This window comes from Streptomyces sp. ICC1 (assembly GCF_003287935.1).
Taxonomy (GTDB): domain Bacteria; phylum Actinomycetota; class Actinomycetes; order Streptomycetales; family Streptomycetaceae; genus Streptomyces; species Streptomyces tritrimontium.
The window spans coordinates 2,410,244-2,433,228 of record NZ_CP030287.1; the positions used below are offsets into that span (position 1 = coordinate 2,410,244).

Annotated in this window: 16 protein-coding genes; 7 read left to right on the forward strand and 9 right to left on the reverse strand. The window is 71.4% G+C overall.

The annotated features are described in order from the left end of the window. Positions 1-3: 3 nt before the first annotated feature. The 3 genes from DRB96_RS11470 to DRB96_RS11480 all read right to left on the reverse strand — a co-directional run bounded on the left by DRB96_RS11470 (position 4) and on the right by DRB96_RS11480 (position 3,519). Entirely contained in the window at positions 4-822 is an 819-nt protein-coding gene (locus DRB96_RS11470) for a hypothetical protein (protein WP_112448352.1), read from the reverse strand. A gap of 148 nt (positions 823-970) precedes the next feature. Next, positions 971-2,173, reverse strand: coding sequence for a metallophosphoesterase (locus DRB96_RS11475; RefSeq protein ID WP_239516018.1), 1,203 nt, complete (start codon positions 2,171-2,173; stop codon positions 971-973). A gap of 230 nt (positions 2,174-2,403) precedes the next feature. Then, a complete protein-coding gene (locus DRB96_RS11480) occupies positions 2,404-3,519 on the reverse strand; it encodes a LacI family DNA-binding transcriptional regulator (RefSeq protein WP_112448353.1) in 1,116 nt (371 codons plus the stop codon). 362 nt (positions 3,520-3,881) lie between these two features. Here DRB96_RS11480 and hisC point away from each other — a divergent pair, with 362 nt between their 5' ends. Then, a complete protein-coding gene (gene hisC, locus DRB96_RS11485; protein WP_112448354.1) occupies positions 3,882-4,964 on the forward strand; it encodes a histidinol-phosphate transaminase in 1,083 nt (360 codons plus the stop codon). Positions 4,965-5,034: 70 nt separating this feature from the next. Here the strand turns inward: hisC and DRB96_RS11490 are convergent, their stop codons facing one another. Further along, positions 5,035-5,403 (reverse strand): cyclophilin-like fold protein, encoded by a 369-nt coding sequence (locus DRB96_RS11490; protein WP_112448355.1) that lies wholly within the window; start codon positions 5,401-5,403, stop codon positions 5,035-5,037. Positions 5,404-5,593: 190 nt separating this feature from the next. Here DRB96_RS11490 and DRB96_RS11495 point away from each other — a divergent pair, with 190 nt between their 5' ends. Further along, on the forward strand, positions 5,594-7,099 hold the full coding sequence (locus tag DRB96_RS11495; protein WP_112448356.1) for a cytochrome ubiquinol oxidase subunit I: 1,506 nt from the start codon (positions 5,594-5,596) through the stop codon (positions 7,097-7,099). Between the two features lie 18 nt (positions 7,100-7,117). Continuing rightward, on the forward strand, positions 7,118-8,119 hold the full coding sequence (gene cydB, locus DRB96_RS11500) for a cytochrome d ubiquinol oxidase subunit II (protein WP_112448357.1): 1,002 nt from the start codon (positions 7,118-7,120) through the stop codon (positions 8,117-8,119). A gap of 173 nt (positions 8,120-8,292) precedes the next feature. On the opposite strand, the gene DRB96_RS11505 is transcribed toward cydB, so the two are convergent. Further along, on the reverse strand, positions 8,293-8,955 hold the full coding sequence (locus tag DRB96_RS11505) for a GntR family transcriptional regulator (RefSeq protein ID WP_112448358.1): 663 nt from the start codon (positions 8,953-8,955) through the stop codon (positions 8,293-8,295). A gap of 128 nt (positions 8,956-9,083) precedes the next feature. Here DRB96_RS11505 and DRB96_RS11510 point away from each other — a divergent pair, with 128 nt between their 5' ends. From DRB96_RS11510 to DRB96_RS11525, 3 genes are all read left to right on the forward strand, one after another. Next, positions 9,084-9,956 carry a (2Fe-2S)-binding protein gene (locus DRB96_RS11510; protein WP_112453343.1) on the forward strand — a complete coding sequence of 291 codons (873 nt, stop codon included), beginning with the start codon at positions 9,084-9,086 and terminating at the stop codon, positions 9,954-9,956. Positions 9,957-10,802: 846 nt separating this feature from the next. Further along, positions 10,803-12,233, forward strand: coding sequence for an RNA-guided endonuclease IscB (iscB, locus tag DRB96_RS11520; protein ID WP_239516052.1), 1,431 nt, complete (start codon positions 10,803-10,805; stop codon positions 12,231-12,233). A gap of 105 nt (positions 12,234-12,338) precedes the next feature. Further along, entirely contained in the window at positions 12,339-13,406 is a 1,068-nt protein-coding gene (locus DRB96_RS11525; RefSeq protein WP_112448360.1) for a DUF2637 domain-containing protein, read from the forward strand. A 67-nt stretch (positions 13,407-13,473) separates the two neighbouring features. Here DRB96_RS11525 and DRB96_RS11530 read toward each other — a convergent pair whose 3' ends face one another. From DRB96_RS11530 to DRB96_RS11545, 4 genes are all read right to left on the reverse strand, one after another. Beyond that, positions 13,474-13,854: an ATP-binding protein gene (locus DRB96_RS11530; RefSeq protein ID WP_112448362.1), complete on the reverse strand. Its 381-nt coding sequence runs from the start codon at positions 13,852-13,854 to the stop codon at positions 13,474-13,476. A 209-nt stretch (positions 13,855-14,063) separates the two neighbouring features. After that, on the reverse strand, positions 14,064-15,806 hold the full coding sequence (locus DRB96_RS11535; RefSeq protein WP_112448363.1) for a pyruvate dehydrogenase: 1,743 nt from the start codon (positions 15,804-15,806) through the stop codon (positions 14,064-14,066). Between the two features lie 66 nt (positions 15,807-15,872). After that, positions 15,873-17,894: a protein phosphatase 2C domain-containing protein gene (locus DRB96_RS11540; protein WP_112448364.1), complete on the reverse strand. Its 2,022-nt coding sequence runs from the start codon at positions 17,892-17,894 to the stop codon at positions 15,873-15,875. Between the two features lie 106 nt (positions 17,895-18,000). Beyond that, on the reverse strand, positions 18,001-21,792 hold the full coding sequence (locus tag DRB96_RS11545) for a S8 family serine peptidase (protein WP_112448365.1): 3,792 nt from the start codon (positions 21,790-21,792) through the stop codon (positions 18,001-18,003). Between the two features lie 201 nt (positions 21,793-21,993). Here DRB96_RS11545 and DRB96_RS11550 point away from each other — a divergent pair, with 201 nt between their 5' ends. Further along, entirely contained in the window at positions 21,994-22,971 is a 978-nt protein-coding gene (locus DRB96_RS11550) for a helix-turn-helix domain-containing protein (protein ID WP_112448366.1), read from the forward strand. The last annotated feature ends 14 nt before the right edge of the window (positions 22,972-22,985 follow it).

Genomic DNA, 22,985 nt, shown 5'->3' on the forward strand with positions numbered 1-22,985 from the left:
AAGTCACCGCGGCTCGGACTCCGGGCCGCCGAAGTCCGGGCTGGTGAAGTCCGGAGACGAGTAGCCGGGACGGGGACCCTCCGAAGGGGCCCCGGGGCTGGTGAAATCGGGCCGGGTGTATCCCAGGTTGGGGATGCGCCCGGCCCCCGGTTTGCGCTGGGTCGGAAGCGCGGCAGCCGCGCTGGGGTCGGCCAGCGCGTCCCGCAGGAACGGCATGATGCCGCGCTCCAGCAGGGCGTTGCGCCAGGCTTCCCGGGCCCGCGCCACCTCGTCGGGCACCGCTTCGGTCTCGTCCGCCACGACCTCGGTGGAACTGTTGCGGACCGCCGTCACCAGCAGGCCGATGACGGCGAAGAGCAGGGCCGCGGCCGTGAGCCCGCCGAAGAGCCAGCCCGCCGTCAGCATCGTTTCGGCGAAGGCGGGTTCGGGCTCGATCATCTTCAGGATGTAGCCCACCATCAGGAAGATCAGCATGGCGGTGCCGGCCAGGACCGGCGCGAGGACCGCGACCACGGCACTGACGCCCGCGCCGCCTCCCGTGCCCTGTCCGCCGCCCTCCTCCGCCGTGGTTCCGGGCGTGGACAGGATCTCGTCCTGCCGCTGCTTGCGGACCTTCACGTAGTGGTCGTACTCGGCCGCCGCCGCGGCTGTCAGCAGCGCGGTGGCCCCCATGGCCATGGTGCGCAGCTGTTCGGCGTTCAGCCGTTCGCCTATGGAGGCGAGCTCGGGCCGGTCGTTCGCTGTGCGCAGCGCCTCTTCGAGGAGCCGATCGAACTCCGGTCGGTCTTCGGTGAGCAGGTGCGGAGCGCTGGTCATGTGCATCCCCCGATGCTCCGTAGAAGCCGGTATGCCCGCGTAGACCCGGGCGCCGGCACAAACGGAGGAGAGCCTGCTACGGATAGAGCGATGGTAGAGCGCCCATGCCGTGCCTTGACAGGGGCTTTCCGGAAATACCCTGCTCCGGGAAGCCCTAGTCGTTCAGCGGGAGTTGTACGACGAGCAGTTTGCCCGCCATGGTGACACCGCCGTCCATGGCGATGGCCAGGCCTTCCGCGTAGACGTGGGGGCCCACCACGGCCTCCGGACCGCGCGACGCGTCGCCGTCCTCGGTGCCCACCTCGCCCAGCAGGTACGGGATGGGACTGTGCCCGTGCACGACGCGGCTGCCGCCGTAGGTGCCGAGGAGCTCGCGGACGGCAGCGGGGCCGCTGTCCTCGTCCCGGAAGGCGAAGCGCTTGGTGAACTTGCGGAACAGGTCCCAGGTGATGTCGGCGTCGTTGCGGTTGAGCAGCTCGTGGATGGTGTCGTTCACGTCCTCGACCGAGTCGCCGTAGTCGAGGTAGGCGGTGGTGTCGGAGTGCAGGAGCAGGTGGTCCTCCACGAGGACCGCCGCGTCCAGCCGGGACATCCACTGCAGGTGGACGTCCTGGAGGCGCTCCATGTCGGTGCGCTGCCCGCCGTTGAGGAGCCAGGCCGCCTGGAAGGTGGCGGTGCCGGCGCCGGAGGCGACGGGCGTGTCGCCGAACCGCTTGGCGCCGATGAGGAGCAGCTCGTGGTTGCCCATGAGCGCCTTGCAGTAGCCGCCGGCGGCGGCGGCCTCGGCGGAGAGCCGCATGACGAGGTCGATGACCCCGATGCCGTCGGGGCCGCGATCGGTGAAGTCGCCGAGGAACCAGAGCCGGGCGTTGCCGGCGGACCAGTTGTGGTCGGCGTCGATGAGCCCCTGCGCCCGCAGCTCGGTGACGAGTTCGTCGAGGTAGCCGTGGACGTCGCCGACGACGTAGAGCGGGCCCGGGCCGTCCGCCGAGGCTTCCTGGGGGACGTACTGGACCTGGACGGTGTCACCGGGGCCGCCGAGGGCGCCGAGCCCGATGACGGGCAGGTCCCGCTGCGTCGGGGTGTAGCCCTCGTCGGGCTCGTCCTCCTCCGCGGCGTGGCCCATGGCGCGCACGGGTTCGCCGTAGCCATGTCCGTAGCCGTACCCGTGCTGTGGGGGGACGGGAGCCGGGGGCTGGTCGTAGTACGCGGGGTACGCGCCGTGGACGGAGGCGGCACCGGGAAGCCCGGTCGGCGCCGCGATCACGGCATGCGGGGCTGGTTCGGCGACCGGCAACCGGAAGTCCCGCTCGGTGTCAGTCCGCACCGCGGGTCCCTGACCGGCCCCCTGAGTCATCGACCCCTCCACCACCGTCGCGCTGCCGTACACCTGCGGACCCTTCCGCCTCCGGGGCGGAGGGTCCGTGATGTCGTGCGCCCATCATAGGAATGCAGCTCGCGCTCTGTGACGCACCAGGGGTGGTGAATCCTGTCCGGAGCCGTTCGTTCCTGGTGTTTTCTCCCGATATCGGTGTTGCTGAAATCCTCGGCGGGGCCGGCGGCCCCGCCGGTGGGCCGGCGTGGTGGTCAGTCCTGCGCCGGGGAGCGGGGCGGACTGACGGTCGTACGGGGCTGCCTGCGCTGGGAGGAGGTGCGGATGATCAGCTCGGTCGGGACGACTTGTTCGACGGGGCCACCCGTGTCGACGCCCTCGATGGCGTCGATGAGCAGCTGTACGACGGCGGTGCCGATGCGGCGCGGTTTGAGGGACAGGGTGGTGATGGGCGGTTCGGTGTTGGCGTACACGGTGGATTCGCTGCAGCACACGAGCAGCAGGTCTTCGGGAACGCGCAGGCCGTAGCGCCGGGCGGCGGCCAGCAGGTCGGTGCCGTTGGGGTCGAAGAGCCCGTAGACGGCATCGGGCCGGTCGGGCCGGGCGAGCAGCCGGTCGGCGGCGACGGCGCCGGCGCACGGATCGTGGGCGGGGTAGGACTCGTAGACGGGATCCTGGCCCACGCGCTCGCACCAGTTCAGGTAGGCGGTGGTGGAGAGCCGGGTGTAGGTGTCGGTGGTGGTGCCGGTCAGCAGCCCGATGCGGCGGGCGCCGGCGGCGGCGAGGTGGTCGAGGAGGCCCAGTACGGCGGCCTCGTGATCGTTGTCGACCCACGCGGTGACGGGGAGTGAACCGGCCGGGCGGCCGTCCGAGACCACGGGCAGGCCCTGGCGGACCAGTTCGGTGACGACGGGATCGTGGTCGGAGGGGTCGATGACGACGGTGCCGTCGAGGGCCACGTTGGACCAGACGTCGTGTCGGGAGGTGGCGGGGAGGATGACGAGGGCGTAGCCGCGAGCGAGCGCGGCGGAGGTGGCGGCCCTGGCCATCTCGGCGAAGTACGCGAATTCGGTGAAGGTGAAAGGTTCATCCCCGTACGTAGTCACGGTCAGGCCGATGAGGCCCGACTTGCCGGTACGGAGGGTGCGGGCCGCCGCGGAGGGGCGGTAGCCCAGCCGGTCTGCGACTTCGCGAACGTGGCGGCGGGTGGCGTCCGGCAGCCGCCCCTTGCCATTGAGCGCGTCGGAGACGGTCGTGATCGAGACGCCCGCCGCGGCGGCCACGTCCCTGATGCCGGCCCGGCTTTGTCGGCCGGCGGCCCGCCGGGTGGTCTCGGTCCGGCTCACCTGATGCTTCCCTGCTGCTGTCATGGCGTGCCGATAGTAGGGCTCGGTGGCCCGGGTGGTCCGGATGCATATGCAGGCGTTGACAGGCACGATTCTGCACGGTTCGCCACCCCCAATGACCTTGGAAATAGAGGTGTTTGGTTGCGGAGAGTGTCGGGTGCACTTGTCGTCGGGCCCGGGCATGCCAAAACGGACCGCTCTCGGGCCGGTCTCAACTCACCTGTACGAGGGACGCGCGCCACGGCGCAGGCCACCGGCGCACGCATATATGCGTGCGCTCTCCCGCATTCCTGGCGCCTGCCGTTCTCGGATGGACGGAATCCTCATAAGGTGAGGAGTATTGAGTCGACGGCGACGTCGTACGGGATGGTCGAGGAGGACCTGCGGTGAGCGAGAAGAGCCCGAGGCTGCGCGCCGAGCTGGACGGCATCCCCACCTACAAGCCCGGGAGGCCCGCCGCGGCGGGCGGTCCCGTGGCGTTCAAGCTGTCCTCGAACGAGAACCCGTACCCGCCCCTGCCTGGGGTGCTGGAGAGCGTGGTCGCGGCGGCCGGCCAGTTCAACCGCTACCCGGACATGGCGTGCACGGGTCTGGCGAACGAGCTCGCGGAGCGGTTCGGGGTTCCGGTCGAGCACATCGCCACCGGCACCGGATCCGTCGGGGTCGCCCAGTCGCTGATCCAGTCGACGGCGGGCCCCGGCGACGAGGTCATCTACGCCTGGCGGTCTTTCGAGGCTTATCCGATCATCGTGCAGATCTCGGGTGCGACGTCCGTCCAGGTCCCGCTGACCGACGGCGACGTGCACGACCTGGACGCCATGTTCGACGCGATCACCGAACGCACCCGGCTGATCTTCGTCTGCAACCCCAACAACCCCACCGGCACCGCCGTCCGCCGTGCCGAGCTGGAGCGCTTCCTGGACCGGGTGCCCTCGGACATCCTGATCGTCCTCGACGAGGCGTACAAGGAGTTTGTCCGCGACGCGGAGGTGCCGGACGGCATCGAGCTCTACCGCACCCGCCCGAACGTCGCGGTGCTGCGCACGTTCTCCAAGGCGTACGGGCTCGCGGGCCTGCGCGTGGGCTTCGCGGTGGCACACGAGCCGGTGGCCGCGGCGCTGCGCAAGACGGCGGTGCCCTTCGGCGTCAGCCAGCTCGCCCAGGACGCGGCGGTCGCCTCCCTGCGGGCCGAGGACGAGCTGATGGGCCGGGTCGGGTCGCTGGTGAGCGAGCGCACTCGGGTCCACGGGACGCTGCTGGCCCAGGGCTGGACGGTCGTGCCCGATACGCAGGCCAACTTCGTGTGGATGCGGCTCGGGGAGCGGACCGCCGACTTCGCGGCGGCCTGCGAGAAGGCCGGAGTGGTGGTCCGGCCCTTCGCGGGCGAGGGCCTGCGGGTCACGATCGGCGAGCCGGAGGCGAACGACCTCTTCCTGAACACGGCGGCGGCGTTCTTCAAGGAGTTCTAGCCGGGGCGGGCCTCCCGGCCCGGGCCCCGTCCGCCCGGGCGGGGCAGGGCGGGGCAAGGCAGGGCAGGGCCTAGGCCAGTTCCACCCGGATGGGGTCGCCGTCGCGGACGGTGGCCAGCAGGCGGGGGTCGCCGTCGAAGGAGCCGAGCACGTTGCAGGGGCTCGCCAGGCGGCTCTCGCCACCGCGGGAGATCGGCGTCGGACCGTAGGGCAGCGCGAGCGCGTCGCCCTCGGTCCAGAACGCGACGGTGCCCGGCTCGACGACCTGGCGGGCGTCGTCCTCCAGCGCCACGGAGACGCCGGTGTCGAAATAGACCTCCTCGCCCCAGGTGTTGGCGGAGGCGGAAATCGGGAGTGCCCCGGCGAGCGCCTTGGCGGTCGGGGTCTCGTCGAGGGTCGCGGTGAGGTGGCCCGCGGGCCACAGGATTCGAATCTTCATGGCTCGCATTCAACAATCTGTTGAATGTATTCGCTAGAGGTACCCCCCCTGGAAGACGCCGACAGCAGTACGACATAATGCTTGTGAATGTGAACGCGTTCACAAGCGTGTCCTGCTTCCTCCCGGATTGAGTGGGATACAAGAGACAAACTGCGGCTGTGACCACGGGCGAAACGAAGGAGACGACGACGTGGACCTAGCTCTGGCGCCAGAGACCCTGGCGCGATGGCAGTTCGGTATTACCACCGTCTATCACTTCCTCTTCGTCCCCCTGACGATCTCGCTGGCCGCGCTCGTCGCGATCTTGCAGACCGCCTGGGTGCGTTCGGAAAAGGAGAAGTACCTCAAGGCCACCAAGTTCTGGGGCAAGCTCTTCCTGATCAACATCGCGATGGGTGTCGTCACCGGCATCGTCCAGGAGTTCCAGTTCGGCATGAACTGGTCGGACTACTCGCGGTTCGTCGGTGACATCTTCGGAGCCCCGCTGGCCTTCGAGGCGCTCATCGCCTTCTTCTTCGAGTCCACCTTCATCGGCCTGTGGATCTTCGGGTGGGACAAGCTGCCGAAGAAGATCCACCTGGCCTGCATCTGGATGGTCTCCATCGGCACCATCCTCTCGGCGTACTTCATCCTCGCGGCGAACTCCTGGATGCAGCACCCGGTCGGCTACCGGATCAACGAGGAGCGCGGCCGGGCCGAGCTCACCGACTTCTGGCTGGTGCTCACCCAGAACACCGCGCTGACCCAGTTCTTCCACACGATGACCGCGGCCTTCCTGGTGGGCGGCGCGTTCATGGTCGGCATCGCCGCCTTCCACCTCGCCCGCAAGAGGCACGTCCCGGTCATGCGGACCTCGCTGCGGCTCGGCCTGGTCGTCATGATCATCGCCGGCCTGGGCACCGCCATCAGCGGAGACCTGCTCGGCAAGGTGATGTTCAAGCAGCAGCCGATGAAGATGGCCGCCGCCGAGGCGCTTTGGGACGGCGAGGCGCCCGCACCCTTCTCGGTCTTCGCCTACGGCGACGTCGAGCAGGGCCACAACAAGGTCGCCATAGAGATCCCGGGCCTGCTGTCCTTCCTGGCCAACGACGACTTCACCTCGTTCGTCCCGGGCATCAACGACGTGAACAAGGCCGAGCAGGAGAAGTTCGGGCCCGGGGACTACCGGCCCAACATCCCCGTCGCCTACTGGGGCTTCCGCTGGATGATCGGCTTCGGCATGGCCTCCCTCGGCGTGGGCATGCTGGGGCTCTGGCTCACCCGCAAGAAGTTCATGCTGCCGCCGGGGCTGCGCACCGGTGAGAACGAGGTCCCGCACCTGGTCCTCTTCAAGAAGGCCCTGAGCCCCAAGTTCACCCACTGGTACTGGATCGTCGCCCTGTGGACCATGGGCTTCCCGCTCATCGCCAACTCCTGGGGCTGGATCTTCACCGAGATGGGCCGCCAGCCCTGGGTGGTCTACGGAGTGCTGCGCACGAGGGACGCGGTCTCGCCGCACGTCTCCCAGGGCGAGGTGCTCACGTCGATGATCGGCTTCACGCTGCTCTACGCCGTGCTCGCCGTGATCGAGGTCAAGCTCCTCGTGAAGTACGTCAAGATCGGCCCGCCCGAGCTCACCGAGGCCGACCTCAACCCGCCCACCAAGATCGGCGGGGACGACAAGAACCCTGACCGGCCGATGGCCTTCTCGTACTGAGGCTGGGGAGACCACACCATGCAACTCCACGACGTCTGGTTCGTGCTCATCGCCGTCCTGTGGATCGGCTACTTCTTCCTGGAGGGCTTCGACTTCGGAGTCGGCGTACTGACCAAGCTGCTGGCCCGCGACCGCAAGGAGAAGCGGGTCCTGATCAACACGATCGGGCCCGTGTGGGACGGCAACGAGGTCTGGCTGCTCACGGCCGGCGGCGCGACCTTCGCCGCCTTCCCCGAGTGGTACGCCACCCTCTTCTCCGGCTTCTACCTCCCGCTCCTGATCATCCTGATCTGCCTCATCATCCGCGGCGTCGCCTTCGAGTACCGGCACAAGCGGCCCGAGGACAAGTGGCAGACCAACTGGGAACACGCGATCTTCTGGACCTCGCTGATCCCCGCGTTCCTGTGGGGCGTGGCCTTCGCCAACATCGTGCGCGGTGTGAAGATCGACCAGGACATGGAGTACGTCGGAAACTTCCTCGACCTGCTCAACGTCTACTCGATCCTCGGCGGCCTGGTCACCCTCAGCCTGTTCACCTTCCACGGCACGGTGTTCACCTCGCTCAAGACGGTCGGTGACATCCGGGACCGCTCGCGCAAGCTGGCCCTGCGGCTCGGTGCGGTGACCGCCGTCCTGGCGCTCGCCTTCCTGATCTGGACCCAGGTCTCGCGCGGAGACGGCTGGAGCCTCGTGGCGATGACCGTCGCGGTCCTCGCACTGCTCGGGGCGCTCGGCTTCAACTTCAAGGGCCGGGAGGGCTGGGCGTTCGCCCTGTCGGGGGTCACCATCGCGGCCGCCGTCGCGATGCTGTTCCTGACGCTCTTCCCGAACGTCATGCCGTCCTCGCTGAACGACGCCTGGAACCTCACGGTCACCAACGCCTCGTCCAGCCCGTACACCCTGAAGATCATGACCTGGTGCGCGGGAGTGGCGACCCCGTTGGTCCTGCTCTACCAGTCCTGGACGTACTGGGTGTTCCGCAAGCGCATCGGCACCCAGCACATCGCCGACGCGCACTGAGTCCGATCCGCCCGTCCCCTCGCGCCCGCACCTGCATGTGGCATGTCTCCCGTGCAACCGATCTTTCCCCGGGCGCGGCCCGGCCCCCGGCCCCGGGCTGCGCCCGAGCCCCTGGGGCAGCGCCCCGGACCCCGCGCCTCACACGCCGGCGCTCTGGATCCGCCAGGGCCTGCTCAGGCCGTGGCGAAGTGTTCGCGGGCCAGGGATTCCACGACCGGCAGGTCACCCGCGGCGAGCGCCGCCAGCAGCGCCGTGTGCTCCGCCGCGTCAGCGACGAGATCCGCGCGGCGGATCCGCGGGGGCCCCGGGAGGGGCCACTGGGAGCGGCGGTGGAGGTCGTCCGCCACCAGCAACAGCTGGCCGTTGCCCGCCAGCGCCAGCACCGCACGGTGGAACGCCCGGTCCACGTCCGCGTACCGCGCCAGATCACCCGCGGCCGCCGCCTCCGCCGTCGCGGCCGCCGCCGGCCTCAGCGCCGCCCAGGCCTCCGCGGGCACCGTGCGGGCGAGCCGCAGCATCACCGGGACCTCGAGCAGCGCCCGGACCTCGGCCAGCTCCGCCAGCTCCCGCGGGGTCCGGGTCAGGACCCGGAAGCCGCGGTTCGGGAGGCATTCGACCGCCCCCTCCAGCGCCAGCTGGGCCATCGCCTCGCGCACGGGCGTCGCCGAGACCCCGAACCGCTCCCCCAGCGCCGGCCCGGAGTAGATCTCCCCGGGCACCAGCTCGCCCTCGACGAGCGCCGCGCGCAGGGCGTCGAGGATCTGGCCGCGCACCGAAGGGCGGGTCACCTTCCGCGTCTGCTGTGCCGGAACCCGGGCTCGGGCCGTGTCGTGCACTCGGTCCTCCTACGGGTCTAGACCTGACCAGAGGGTATCCCGGCGGGTATCCCAGATCCGAAAGAGATCAGGTAAGGTAAGGCTTACCTGTTAACGATCGCGTGATTCGGTGGTCCCGCATGACCGTCATGGCCGTCAAGCCCTTGCGCACGCACGCCCCGGCCGGCTCTCCGGTGGCGTCGGCGTACGCACGGCTGGGCCGGGCGTACAGCGGTCTGCGCGTCACCGAGCTCGCCGCGCACGAACCCTCCCCTCGCGGTGTGGGGTGGGTCGGCGCCGACGAGCTCGCGGCGGGCGGCGAGGGCCTGGACGCCTTCCTGGCGTGGGACGAGGCCCAGGTGCTGCGGGACTACGGCAGCCGGGCCCGGCCCGACGTGGTGGCGGGCTTCGGCCTGCACCGGTACGCGTGGGAGTTCTGCCTGCTGGTCACCGTGCCCTGGTTCCTGGACCGGCGCGTGCCCCTGCTGCTCCCCGGGTCCGTGTCCTACCACCGGACCGACGGCCACATGGCCGTGCGCACGGGGTCCTTCGCCTGCCTGCCCGACGACCCGGCGGCCGCGCTCCGTGGGGCCCGGGTCGTCCCCGACGAGGACGCGCTGCGCCACGAGGTCCGGGTCGCGGTGGCCCGGCACCTCGAACCGGTCATGGAGGGCTTCGGCCCGCGCACGCGGCGCGGGCGGCGCGCCCTGTGGGGGATGGCGACCGACGACATCGTCGAGGGCCTGTGGTACGTCGCCGAGCTGCTGGGCGAAGCCGAGAAGCGGCGGGCCGCGCACGAGCTGGAGCTGCTGCTCCCCGGCGCGACCGCCCCGTACACGGGCGGCGCGGGCTTCCGCACGCTCGAGGGCCCCGGCGGCCGGGAACTGCCCACGCGCGACCGGGCGAGCTGCTGCTTCTTCTACACGATCCGCCCCGACGACACCTGCGTCACCTGCCCCCGCACCTGCGACGCGGACCGCGTGGCCCGGCTGACGGCGGACCCTGGGACACTTTCCTCGTGAACCTCGCCTGCTTCGTGAACCTCGACCGAAAGGCCCGTGCCGCGTAACCGGCCCGGGCGGATCCGCGCCGGACAGCGTCCCCGGCACCGGCCCCACGCACACAGTCCCCTCGCATACCGTCCCGCCATCGCCGGGCTGTCCTCGCGCGCCCACGCCGAAGTGGCCCGGATCGAGCGCAGCCGGAGCCACCTCTGGCCCGGCGTGACGGCCAGGGCCGTCCTGGTCTGGGCCGACTTCGTACGACACCCCTACCGCCGGCTGTGGGTCGCGAACGACGGCGACTGCGGGGTCTGGGAGTGCTGCCCCGACCCCCACGAGGCCCGCGGCTTCCTCGAGACCGTCGCCCTCGGCATGTCCGGCAGGCGCGGCCGCGAACTGCGCCGCATCCTCGCCCGGCTCGACGCCGAGTACCGAGTCGGCCGGCACCGACTGACACCACCCGTCCGGCTGACCCGTAATCGAACTCAACCTGCCATGTACGAGCGACAGTTCGAGCAGCAACACCCTATCCGGCGGGCTCCGCCCCCCGATGGCGTCCACTTGCCCCGAAACCCGCGTGTACAACTCACCGGCTGCGCCACTATGGGCGCCCCGAACAGCCGCATGTCACGGGATCCCCCCCCTGAAGGAGGGGGCCTTCAGCCGCCTTGGTTGAGGGCCGCCGTTACCAGCACCAGCCAACGACACACATTTTGGAGGTGAACGAAGTTGGCTACGTTCCACGCAGGCGAGAAGACCCACCAGCCCGTGCTTCCTCAGCGGGCTGCTCTGGAATTCGAGTCAGCAGACACCCCCCGGATCGGGGACGAAACGGGACTCGAACACCGCACACGCGCGGTAACCGACGTGGAACATGTGCGAGGGGAGACCGCCGATGCCTCACCTGGCATCGACGGCGTCACCCCCAACCGTGAGGTTGGGGAGAAGGCCCGTGAGGGCCACCCTGCTGTGTTCGTCCTGGACAAGCACGGCCATCCGCTGCAACCGACTACGCCTGCCAGAGCCCGCAAGCTCCTCCATCAGGGCCGGGCCGTCATGGCCCGGCACACCCCGTTCGCCATCCGGCTCAAAGACCGCACGGTCTCCGAATCCCAGGTGGATGGTGTGGAACTCGGGATCGACCCCGGCTCCAAACACACCGGCATCGCCGTGTTCACCGTCAAAGACGGCGAACGCCGTGGCCTGTACGCGGTCGAACTCACCCACCGGGGCAGCGCAATCCGGCACAAGCTCACCGCTCGTTCCGCCTACCGGCGCCGTAGGCGCACCGGCAACCTGCGCTACCGCGCGCCCCGCTTCTCCAACCGCACCCGCTCCAAGGGGTGGCTCGCCCCATCACTGCGTCACCGCGTGGACACCACCATGTCGTGGGCCACCCGGCTCGCACGTTCGGCACCCATCCGCACCGTGCACGTGGAACGGGTCGCGTTCGACACCCACGCCATGTCCCACGGCGGACCGCTGGAGGGAACCGAATACCAGCACGGCACCCTGCACGGCACCCTGCACGGCACAGAGGCCCGCGAGTACCTCCTCGCCAAGTGGGAGAGGGCCTGCGCCTACTGCGGCATCACCGGAGTCCTGCTCAACATCGACCACATCCACCCCCGCTCACGCGGTGGCAGCGACCGCATCTCCAACCTGTGCACCGCCTGCATCCCCTGCAACCAGAAGAAGTCCAACCAGCAGGTTGAAGAGTTCCTCAAAGGATCCCCGCGCAAGTTGGCCCGCATCCTCACTCAGGCCAAAGCTTCACTCCGTGACGCGGCAGCCGTCAACGCCACCCGCTGGGCACTATGGCGCGCCCTCGACTCCGGCTTCCCCACGGTGCACACCGCATCCGGAGGCCGCACCAAATGGAACCGGCAGCGGACCGGCCTGCCCAAGACCCATACGCTCGACGCCCTATGCGTCGGCCACCTCGACACCGTCACCCGCACTCCGGCCCGCATACTCACGGTCACCGCAACCGGGCGCGGCACCTACACCCGCACCCGCACCCGCACCGACAGGTACGGCTTCCCACGTCAGCGCCTGCCCAGACAGAAGACGTTCTTCGGCCACCAGACCGGCGACTTCGCCCGCGCCGTCGTCCTCAAGGGGAAGAAGGCCGGCACCCACATCGGCCGGGTAGCCGTCCGCGCCACCGGCAGCTTCGACATCAAAACCACCCAGGGCCTCGTCCAGGGCATCGGACACAAGCACTTCCGTCTCCTCCAGCGAGCCGACGGCTACGCCTACACCACCCGGCCCGAAGGACCCACCGGCACCACCTGACCGTCACCGACAAACCGAAGAGACCTCCGGCGCTCCGCACCCCCGAGCCAAGGATTCGTTTCCTCTCCCAGCTAAAGCAGGGAGTATCCACGAAAGAAGAAACCGATGAGACTGACCGACATATCGCTGGACTGGCTGCTGCCCGGCAGCCTGCTGATCCTGGGCGTACTTGCGGCAGTGGCGGTACTGGCCCGGGGCAAGCGCGAAGGCGAGAAGGCCGCGGTGGCCGAGGACAGCTGGGAGCGCAGCGAGGAGCGGCGGCGGCGCAAGGAAGCCGTCTACGGGACCGCCTCCTACGTCCTGCTGTTCTGCTGCGCGGCGGTCGCCGCCGCACTCTCCTTCCACGGACTGGTCGGCTTCGGCCGGCAGAACCTCAACCTCTCCGGGGGCTGGGAGTACCTGGTCCCCTTCGGCCTCGACGGCGCCGCCATGTTCTGCTCGGTGCTCGCCGTCCGCGAGGCCAGCCACGGCGACGCGGCCCTCGGATCGCGCATGCTGGTCTGGCTGTTCGCGGGCGCGGCCGCCTGGTTCAACTGGGTGCACGCCCCGCGCGGCATCGGCCACGACGGAGCTCCGCAGTTCTTCTCGGGCATGTCGCTCTCGGCGGCCGTGCTCTTCGACCGGGCCCTGAAGCAGACCCGCCGGGCCGCACTGCGCGAACAGGGCCTGATCCCGAGGCCGTTGCCGCAGATCCGGATGGTGCGCTGGCTGCGGGCCCCCCGCGAGACCTTCGGCGCCTGGTCGCTGATGCTGCTCGAAGGGGTGCGCACGCTCGACGAGGCCGTGGACGAGGTGCGCGAGGACAAGAAGGAGAAGGAGCAGGACCGGCACCGCAGGCGGGAGCAACACCGCCTGGACCGCGCGCACATCAAGGCGCTCGGCCGGCAGAACCGGGCGTTCGGGCGCATGGCCCGCGCCCGCCAGGTCGACGTACCGGGGCTCGCCCCCGGAGCGGGCTCCGCGCCGGTCGGCGCGGAGCCGGCCATAGCGGAAACGGGACAGCTGCCCCTGCGCCGCAGGCCCTCCCTGCAGGCCGTGGGCGGGACCGAACCCGCTGACACGGCCGGCGGCCCCCGGACGGTGGACCTCACCGCCGAGGACGACACCCAGACCCTTCCCCGGCTCGACTCGCTCGAGCGCAAGCTGAAGGATCTGGAACAGCAGTTCGGCTGACCGGGGTCTGGCCGCGGCCGGAGTCCGACTGGCCGGAGTTCCGGTGCGGGGCCCGTCTGACCTGTCGTCAGACGGGTCCCGCGTCGCTCGCCCCGTCCAGCTCGAACCACACCACCTTGCCGCCGCCCCGTGCCAGCGCGTCCACGCCCCAGGCATCGGCGAGCGCCTGGACCAGCGCCAGCCCCCTGCCGTGCGTACCGTCGTCGGCGGACGGTACGTGCGGCCGGGGCCGGCGGGCCGCGTAGTCCCGGACCTCCACCCGCAGGCGGTCCTTCGCGATCGTCGCGGAGATCTCGGCGCCCTGATCGGTATGGACGAGGGCGTTGGTGACGAGCTCGGTGATCAGCAGCTCGGCCACGTCGGCCGCTTCCGCCCTGCACCGGTGCCGCATCAACTCCCTTAATGCCCAGCGGACTTCGCCCACCGCCTTGAGATCGGCCCGCCGCACGCTCCGGGTGATCCCCAGCGCGCCCGCGGTTCCCCCGTCCTCGACGGACGGTTCACGCGGTACCGGCCGCCCTCTCCTCCACAGTTTTCCGCTCTTCGCCCCCACCCGCACGGCGATGTACCTCCCGAATGCCCTCGGCCGAAACGGCCCGCCTGTCGAACAGGCCTACGGGATGCATGCCCCCCGGGGGAATCCGCACGCATCCGGGCTCACGGGCGCGGCACGTTGCGCAGGTTGGATCGCGCCATCTGGATCATCCGGCCGACCCCTCCGTCGAGCACGATCTTGCTGGCGGACAGTGCGAATCCGGTCACCATTTCGGTGCTGATCCTCGGTGGAATCGACAGGGCGTTGGGGTCGGTCACCACGTCCACCAGGGCGGGCCCCTTGTGTGTGAAGGCGTCCTTCAAAGCGGCTGTGAGCTGCTTGGGCTTCTCCACCCGGACCCCGAACGCGCCCGCCGCGCGGGCGATCGCCGCGAAGTCGGGGTTCTTGTTCGTCGTTCCGTACGAAGGCAGGCCGGAAACCAGCATCTCCAACTCGACCATTCCGAGGGATGAGTTGTTGAAGAGGACCACTTTGACGGGGAGGTCGTACTGCACCAGGGTGAGGAAATCTCCCATCAGCATGGAGAAACCGCCGTCGCCCGACATCGACACCACTTGACGACCGCGATCGGTGAACTGTGCCCCGATGGCCTGCGGGAGGGCGTTGGCCATGGAGCCGTGGCTGAAGGAGCCGATGATGCGCCGCTTGCCGTTCGGGGAAAGATAGCGCGCCGCCCACACGTTGCACATGCCCGTGTCGACGGTGAAGACGGCGTCCTCGTCGGCCAGTTCGTCGAGCACGGCGGCCACGTACTCGGGATGGATGGGCGTGTGCTTCTCCACCTTGCGCGTGTACGCCTTCACCACCCCCTCCAGCGCGTCCGTGTGCTTCTTCAGCATCCGGTCCAGGAACCGGCGGTCCGTCTTGGCCTTCACCCGGGTGTTCAGCGCGCGCAGGGTCTCCCGTACGTCGCCCCAGACCGCGAGGTCCAGCTTCGAACGCCGCCCGAGGTGCTCGGGGCGGATGTCCACCTGCACGATCTTCACGTCGTCGGGGAGGAAGGCGTTGTACGGGAAGTCCGTGCCGAGCAGGATCAGCAGGTCGCACTCGTGGGTGGCCTCGTAGGCCGCGCCGTAGCCGAGCAGCCCGCTCATGCCGACGTCGTACGGATTGTCGTACTGGATCCATTCCTTGCCGCGCAGGGCGTGCCCGACGGGGGCCTTGACCCGGCCCGCGAACTCCATCACCTCGGCGTGCGCCCCGGCGGTGCCGCTCCCGCAGAACAGTGTGACCTTGTCGGCCTCGTCGATCAGCCGGACCAGCTTCTCGATCTCCCCGTCACCGGGCCGCACGGTCGGGCGCGCGGTCACGAGCGCGTGCTCCACGGTCTTCTCGGGCGCGGGCAGCGAGGCGATGTCCCCGGGCAGGGACACCACGCTGACCCCGCCGCGGCCGATGGCGTGCTGGACGGCGCTCTGCAGCACCCGCGGCATCTGCCGCGGGTTGGAGATCAGCTCGCTGTAGTGGCTGCATTCGGTGAACAGCCGGTCGGGGTGGGTCTCCTGGAAGTAGCCGAGGCCGATCTCGCTGGAGGGGATGTGCGAGGCCAGGGCGAGGACCGGGGCCATCGAGCGGTGGGCGTCGTAGAGGCCGTTGATGAGGTGGAGGTTGCCGGGGCCGCAGGAGCCCGCGCAGGCGGCGAGGCCGCCGGTGATCTGGGCCTCGGCGCCGGCCGCGAAGGCGGCGGTCTCCTCGTGGCGGACCTGGATCCACTCGATGCCGCCCGTTCGGCGGATCGCGTCCACGACGGGGTTGAGGCTGTCGCCGACGACTCCGTACATCCGCCGCACGCCCGCGCGTACGAGGATGTCGACGAACTGATCCGCCACGTTCTGCTTGGCCATGGAGGGGGCGCCCTTTCCCGTTCGGCTCTGCCGCGTGCGCCTTCCATCCACGCACGAACCGCGGGGTTACGCCTCCCAGACCGCGGCGGCCGTCCGGTCGTCGGCGTATCCCTTGAGGCGGAGCTGGGTGTCCGCGAGGAAGGCCGCGAGGCCCGGCGCGGTGGTGTCCGACCAGCGGCCGGCGAGCTCCGCCGGCAGCGGCTCCTCCTCCCGCATCGGGTCCGCGAAGCCCCCGGAGCACATGAGCAGGGTGTCTCCGGGCCGGGCCACGGAGGCGCGGAAGCGGAACCCGGCCTCCGCGGGCGCGGAGTCCTCCAGGTCCTGCCACTCCCGCGCGCGCAGCCGGAACAGCCCGCCGGAGCCGGCGCCGAAGCAGACCCGGGTCCGGCACTCCGGATCGACCGGGAGCAGCAGGGCGCGCAGCCCGGCCGTGTAGCCGTCCTCCTCGAGCCCCAGCTCGGCGGCGCGGGCGCGCAGCCGGCCGTAGCCGCGGTCGGTGAGCCGCTGGAGCCCTGAGCGCAGGGCCTCGCGGCGGCCGGTGCGGATGTCGTCGGCCAGCCGCTCCTGGCTCCGCCCGACGGCGCGTGCGACGGACCGGCACAGCTCGGCGGAGGCGTCGGCGGCCCCGGGCGCGGAGCGGTCCCCGCCGGCGAGCACGACGAGGACCAGGGCGTCGGGGCCGCCGCCGAAGCGGGCGGTGAGCAGGAAGTCCCGCCGGGCCTCGCCGCGGAACCGGGCGGAGTCCCCTCGTACGGAGGCGGCGCGCAGGGTGTAGGCGCCGTACTGGGCCCCCTCCAGGACGGTGTCGGGGGTCAGTGCGTCCAGCCCGGCCGGATCGGCGGCGGGCAGCGCGACGGGCTCGGCGGCGTAGGTGGGCGGCCGGTCCCCGAGGTGCGTGACCACTGGCCGTGGGGGAACGGGGCTCGCGGTCGGGACCGTACCGCCGGTCGCGGACCCGGACCCGGTCCGGGGCTCGTCGCCCCGTCCGGCCTCGGCCCCGGACAGCGGTCCGGACCCGTCCCGGGGGCCGCCGGCCCCGGACCCCTGGCCGGGATCGGGCTCCGGCTCGGGGTCGGCCCCGCCGCCGAAGCCCGCACCGGATCCGGGACCGGGCCCCGGGGAGGCTCCGAGACCGCTGCCGAGAGTGTGGCCGGGACCGGCCCCCGGAACGGAGCCGTGGCCGGAGCCCGGGGCGGAACCGTGCCCGGAGCCCAGGGCCGAGCCGTGGCCCGAGCCCGGGGCGGAACCGTGGCCGAAGCCTGGAGCGGAACCCGGGGCGGAACCGTGGCCGGAACCCGGAGCGGAACCCGGGGCGGAACCGTGGCCGGAGCCCGGGATGGAGCCGTGGCCCAAGCCCGGAGCGGAACCCGGAGCGGAACCGAGGCCGGAACTCGGAGTGGAGCCGGGATCGGAGCCGTGGCCGAAGCCTGGAGCGGAACCCGGGGCGGAACCGTGGCCGGAACTCGGAGTGGAGCCGGGATCGGAGCCGTGGCCGGAACCCGCACCGGAGCCCGGGCCGTCGGTGTGGCCGGAACCGGATCCGGGAGCGGAATCGGGCCCGGGGCCCCAGCCGGACGCGGACCCGGGGTGGAAGCCGAGGGCGAAGCCGGGCGCGGCGGCGGGCCCCGGACCGGTGTCGGGGTCCTGCTCCGCCCCGGCCGGACCCCGCTCCGGGGTCTCGGCTGCCGCGGGCTCTTCGCCCCGTACGCCCCAGCCCCGGGCCGCGGGTCCGTCCGGCTCCTCGTCGGGCAGCGCGGGCGGAACGGCGACGTCGCCCAGCGCGTACCAGGTCTGCCCGCCCTCCCGGGGATCCCGCGGCGGCGGCAGCACCGAGTCGGTGTACGCATCCTCCGGCTCCGGCTCGACGCCCGGCACCGGCTCCGGCTCAGCGCCCGGCTCCGGCACCGGTTCCGCCGACCGCTCCGGGTCCCGCCGGGGCCCCGGCACCGCCGGCGGGGCCACCAGGACCGCCGCCGAGCGGAAGCGGTGGTCCAGCGTGTCCCGGGGATCGGGGTCCGGCCCCGCGTCGGGGTCCTCGTAGTAGAGCTTCTGCCACCAGTCGTCCGCGCCCGCGCCCGGCTGACTCATGGCCCTCATTGTCGGGCTCCGGGGCTGCCGGAATACGGCGAACGCACGAAAAGGGGGGCCCATCGGACCGCCGTCCGATGGACCCCCCTCGTATTCGTCGTACGACTTAGCGAATGTCGTACGCCCGCGCGACCGTCTGGGTGACGGTGGCGCCGTTCGTGTCGGTCAGCTCGACCTTGAGCATGACCTGCTGGCCCGCGGCCCCGGCGTGGTCCACGGTCGCGGACCACTGCCCGCCGCTCGCGCCGACCTTCGCCTCGGTCCAGTTCTCGCCGTCGTACGAGTACGAGAGCTTGGCCGACTTGAGCGCGCCCGGCGCGTAGCCCGCGTGTCCGCTGACCCCGAGGGTGATCTTCTGGCCGTTGGCCGCGGCCAGCGTCTTCAGACCGTCCAGCGGGGCGGAGATCCGCGGGAAGAGGAGCGGCAGCGCCTGCGAGTACTGCGTCGCGTCCAGCTTCGAGCGGAAGGTCCAGGTGGTCTGGATCCCGGAGGAGCGCTGCCAGGTGCGGGCCGGCTGGCCGAACTTCTCCAGGTACTGGGTCAGTTCGTACGTGGCCTCCCCGGCCGGGACCTCGAAGGCCCCGAACGGGTAGCCGCTGTCGCCCAGCGACTCGCCGTCGCGCTTGAGCGAGACGTTGCCGAGGTCGCCGAAGCCGCCCTGCTGCGCGTAGTGCCCGGTGTCGCCCCACATGGCCGAGGCGAAACCGATCCAGTTGCCCTGCCGCTCGCCGGCCAGCTGCTCCTTGCCCGCGGTGTCGCGCGGCGCGACCGGGCCGATGACCCCGTCGTACCAGCTCTCGGTGCGCCGGGAGCCCGCCTTGTAGGTGCGGTGCTGGTCCGTCATGAACTCGCCCCACGGGAAGCTGCTGGAGACCAGGTGGTCCCAGGCGGTGTCCCCGGCGGAGTAGAGCTCGGTGCGCTTGCCCGGCACCGCGACGGTGTCGAGGCTGCCGAAGTACACGGCCGTGCCGAGCGGCCGGTAGGCCCCGGTGACGTCGACGAAGTCGGCCGCGACGCCCATCGACTGGTAGGCCGACTCGACGGTCCCGAGCTCGCGGTCGCGCACCCGGTACGTGCGGTCGCCGTGGACCTGCCCCTTCTCGATCTGGGCGAGGTTGTAGACGTACGGGCTCTTCGCGCTGCCCTTCCAGCTCAGCGTCACCTTGCCCTGCGGGGCCTTGGCGAGCTTGGCCAGCAGGGCCTTGCCCTCGCCCGACTCGACCGACAGCACCGGGAGGGAGCCGCCCGCGTAACCGGTGAAGGCCTGCCAGCGGCCGGGGGCTTCGCGGTGGGCGAGGACGGCCTTGGCGCCGGCCGCCTTCGCGTTCGCCGCGATCTCGTACAGCGCGCCGTCCTCGGTCTTCACCAGGACGATCGCGCCCTTGGCGGCGACGGCCGCGAGCTCTTCGGCGCTGCCGGAGCCCGCGTTGACGAGCGGCGCGCTGCCGGTGCCGTCGAGGTTGTCGCTGCCGGTGGAGGCGGTGAGCGGGTGCAGCACGGGGCCGCCGTTCGCCTTCAGCTCGGAGAGCAGCGGCGCGGCCGCCCGCCAGTAGCTGCCGAACTCGTACGTGCCGTCCGTGGCCTTGCCCTCGACGGAGGCGTAGTAGCCGCGGATGGTGCGGCCGCCCATGGCGGTGCCCGCGTGCAGCCAGGCCTCGTCCCAGGAGCGGGCGAAGGCGAGGGTGGTGGCGCGCGCCTCGGTGGGCCGGTCGGTCTCGATCTTCAGCCTGGCCGCCTTGCGGGCGTCCAGCACGATCACCGTGTCCTTCTTGATCTCCGTCTGCGGACGGCCCAGGTAGGTGAGCGAGTCGATCATCCGGTCGCCCTCGCCCGCGTCGGGGGTGCCGACGAAGGCGGAGAGGAAGTACGCGCCCGGGCGGACCCGGTAGACCTGGTCGACGGCGCCTTCGTTGAAGCGGCGCTCACCGCTGGCGTCGTCGGTGCCGATCACGTCCAGGGAGGACGGTCCGGACGCCGGCTTGCCGTCGCGGTCGATGAGCTTGACGCGCAGGGTGACCGTCTCGGGCTCCACGTAGAGCGAGAAGGGGGTCGAGACGTGCACTCCGTTCGCCGTGGCGACGACGCGGCCGGCGACGTCCCCGTACTGGGAGCGCTCCAGCTTCGCGGCGGGGTCCAGGGCGAGCGGCACCTTGACGGTGGCGCCGGCCGGGACGGTCACGGTGCGCTTGTCGAGGCGGGCGATCTGGCCGCGGACGGCCGAGCCGTCGTTGCCGGTGACCTTCTCGACGGAGAGGCTCAGTGTGACGGGCTTGGTGCCCAGGTTGGTGTACGGGACCTCGACGCCGGTGCGGTCGCTGCGGTCCTGCGGCCAGTTGAAGGCGCCGCCCTGGAGCGAGGGGGCGCCGACGACGGTGGTGTCGATGGCCGCCTTGACGTCGAGCCGGCCGCCGCCGGTCTCCCGTACGTCGCCCGGGATCGCGGTGTTGGCGGAGCCGACCAGCGCGGCCTTGATCTGCTGCGGGGTCCAGTCGGGGTGGCGCTGCTTGACGATGGCGGCGGCGCCCGCGACGTGCGGGGTGGCCATCGAGGTGCCGGACATGGACTGGTACGCGTACACCCCGCGGCCGCCCATGGCGGCGGCCGAGATCCCGACGCCGGGGGCGGCGATCTCCGGCTTGAGGGTGTGCTGCAGGCCTGCCGGGCCGCGGCTGGAGAAGGAGGCGGTCGTGTCGTCGCGGTCCACGGCGCCGACGGTCAGCACGCTGGGCGCGCAACCGGGCGAGGAGACGGTGTTGTTGCCGGGGCCGGAGTTGCCGGCGGCGACGACGAAGAGGGTGCCGCTGCTCTTGGCGAGCGCCTCGGTGGCCGCGGCCATCGGGTCGTCGCAGGAGAGCTGGGAGGGGTCGCCGAGGCTCATGGAGACCACGTCGGCCTTGCTGTCGACGGCCCACTGCATGCCCGCGATGATCCACGAGTCCAGGCCGTAGCCGGAGTCGTTGAGGACCTTGCCGCTGAGCAGCTGGGCGCCGGGGGCGACGCCCTTCTTCGCGCCGGCGCTCTCGGCGCCGGAGCCGCCGACGGTGGAGATGGTGTGGGTGCCGTGACCCTGGCGGTCCTCGGCGGTGTCGGAGTCGGTGAAGTTCTTCGCTTCGGCGACCCGGCCCTTGAGGTCGGGGTGTGCCAGGTCGGTGCCGGTGTCGAGGACGGCGACCTTGGTGCCCGTGCCGTCGAAGCCGGCGGCCCAGGCGGCGGTGGCGTTCACCTGCTTGGTGGAGCGCTCCAGGTTCGCCTGGACCTTGCCGTCCAGCCACAGCTTCTTCAGCGGGGCGGCGCCGGCGACGCGCGCGTGGGCGTTCGCGCCGCCGCCCGTGACGTCGGCCCAGAAGTCGGCCGCCTTCTCCTTGTCGGCGGCGAGCGCGACGCCGCCGATGGAGTCGAGGACGAGCGAGCGCTCCGCGCCGCGCGGCACGGGCGGGGCGCTGCGGGCCAGGCTCGCGGAGGTGTCGTAGACCGCGATGAGCGGGAGCTTCTTGGCGTGCGCGTCGTCGTAGCCCTGCCGGATCAGGCCGGTGACGTTGAAGAGTTCCTCGTCGACCTTGCCCGCGGCGAGCGCGGCGACCGCGCCCTCGGGGTAGACGTAGAGGTCCTTGCCCGACTGGCGGGTCTGCACGATGGGCTGTGAGCCGTCGGTGCGCGGCATCGCGGTGGCGGCGCTGCGCCCCGCCGCATCGGTGGAGACCAGGACGCGGTCACCGGTGACCAGGGTCACGGTGACGGGCGCGGTCGGCTGCTGTGCGGCCGCCCCGCTGCCGGTGAGGGGCCTCTTCGCCGTCCCTGACGCTCCGTCGCTCGGCTGTGCCGTGGAGGGTCCCACGGCGGTGACGGCCAGGACGGCCGCGATGGCCGCTCCCAGTGCCGTACGCGATATCGGACGCATCGCTCTCCCCAGGTGAATTCCGGCCAACTACTGCATTGCACGGCGAAACTGCCGCGTAAATGGCTTCTGGCCAGCGGATGTTGGTGCTGCGGTGGCGTCACCTTGGCAGAGAGGCGGGGGGTGCGGCGATGATGTCCGCGGCGGGTTTGCGCCGTGGCCGCTTCCCGCCAGGAACGGTGTGGAGAGAGTTGGGTGGACGGGATGCTGGGTGCGATAGGACTCGACGAGGGACAGGAGTCGGCGTACCGCGCGCTGGTCGCGCTGGGTGCGGCGGAGGTGCCCGACCTCGCGCACCGGCTGACGCTGCCGGTGCCGCAGACCGAGCGGGCCCTGCGCCACCTGGAGCGCCAGGGGCTGGCCGCCCAGTCCTCCGCGCGGCCCGGCCGGTGGGTGGCGGCACCGCCCGGGGTCGCGCTCGGGGCGCTGCTCACCCAGCAGCGGCACGAGCTGGAGCAGGCGGAGCTGGCGGCGGCGCTGCTCGCGCAGGAGTACCGGGCGGAGGCCTCCGAGCCGGCCGTGCACGACCTGGTGGAGGTGGTGACGGGTGCGAGCGCGGTGGCCCACCGCTTCCACCAGCTCCAGCTGGGCGCGGCGGAGGAGGTGTGCGCGCTGGTCAGCGGCCGGCCCCAGGTGGTGACGGGGACGGAGAACGAGGCGGAGGAGCGCGCCTCGGTGCGGGGCGTCGCCTACCGGGTGGTCATCGAGCGGGAGGTGCTGGCCCTGCCGAGCGGCATCCGGGAGGCGTCGACGGCGCTGGCGCGCGGCGAGCACATCCGGGTGACGGGGCAGGTGCCGACCAAGCTGGTGATAGCGGACCGGACGCTGGCGATGGTGCCGCTGACGGCGCGCGGCGCGGAGCCGGCGGCCCTGGTGGTGCACGCGTCGGGGCTGCTGGAATCGCTGATGGGCCTCTTCGAGGCGGTCTGGCGGGAATCGCTGCCGCTGCGGCTGGGCTCCTCGGGGTCCCCGGAGGAGGGGGACGGCGGTCCGGACACCACGGACCTGGAGATCCTCTCGCTCCTGTTGGCGGGGATGACGGACGCGAGCGTGGCGAAGCACCTGGAGCTGGGGCTGCGGACGGTGCAGCGGCGGGTGAAGGGCCTGATGGAGCTGTCCGGGGTCACGACCCGGCTCCAGTTGGGCTGGCACGCGTACGAGCGGGGCTGGGTGGCCCGCTAGTCCCGGGTCGGGCA

What these genes read in the sequence shown, in the direction of transcription:
- DRB96_RS11510 (WP_112453343.1), top strand. Translation starts at nt 9,084, where the DNA reads ATGGCCGTCAAGCCCTTGCGCACGCACGCCCCGGCCGGCTCTCCGGTG.
- DRB96_RS11480 (WP_112448353.1), bottom strand. Translation starts at nt 3,519, where the DNA reads ATGACAGCAGCAGGGAAGCATCAGGTGAGCCGGACCGAGACCACCCGG.
- DRB96_RS11490 (WP_112448355.1), bottom strand. Translation starts at nt 5,403, where the DNA reads ATGAAGATTCGAATCCTGTGGCCCGCGGGCCACCTCACCGCGACCCTC.
- DRB96_RS11525 (WP_112448360.1), top strand. Translation starts at nt 12,339, where the DNA reads ATGAGACTGACCGACATATCGCTGGACTGGCTGCTGCCCGGCAGCCTG.
- DRB96_RS11535 (WP_112448363.1), bottom strand. Translation starts at nt 15,806, where the DNA reads ATGGCCAAGCAGAACGTGGCGGATCAGTTCGTCGACATCCTCGTACGC.
- DRB96_RS11540 (WP_112448364.1), bottom strand. Translation starts at nt 17,894, where the DNA reads ATGAGTCAGCCGGGCGCGGGCGCGGACGACTGGTGGCAGAAGCTCTAC.
- DRB96_RS11470 (WP_112448352.1), bottom strand. Translation starts at nt 822, where the DNA reads ATGCACATGACCAGCGCTCCGCACCTGCTCACCGAAGACCGACCGGAG.
- DRB96_RS11550 (WP_112448366.1), top strand. Translation starts at nt 21,994, where the DNA reads ATGCTGGGTGCGATAGGACTCGACGAGGGACAGGAGTCGGCGTACCGC.
- DRB96_RS11545 (WP_112448365.1), bottom strand. Translation starts at nt 21,792, where the DNA reads ATGCGTCCGATATCGCGTACGGCACTGGGAGCGGCCATCGCGGCCGTC.
- cydB (WP_112448357.1), top strand. Translation starts at nt 7,118, where the DNA reads ATGCAACTCCACGACGTCTGGTTCGTGCTCATCGCCGTCCTGTGGATC.
- DRB96_RS11475 (WP_239516018.1), bottom strand. Translation starts at nt 2,173, where the DNA reads ATGACTCAGGGGGCCGGTCAGGGACCCGCGGTGCGGACTGACACCGAG.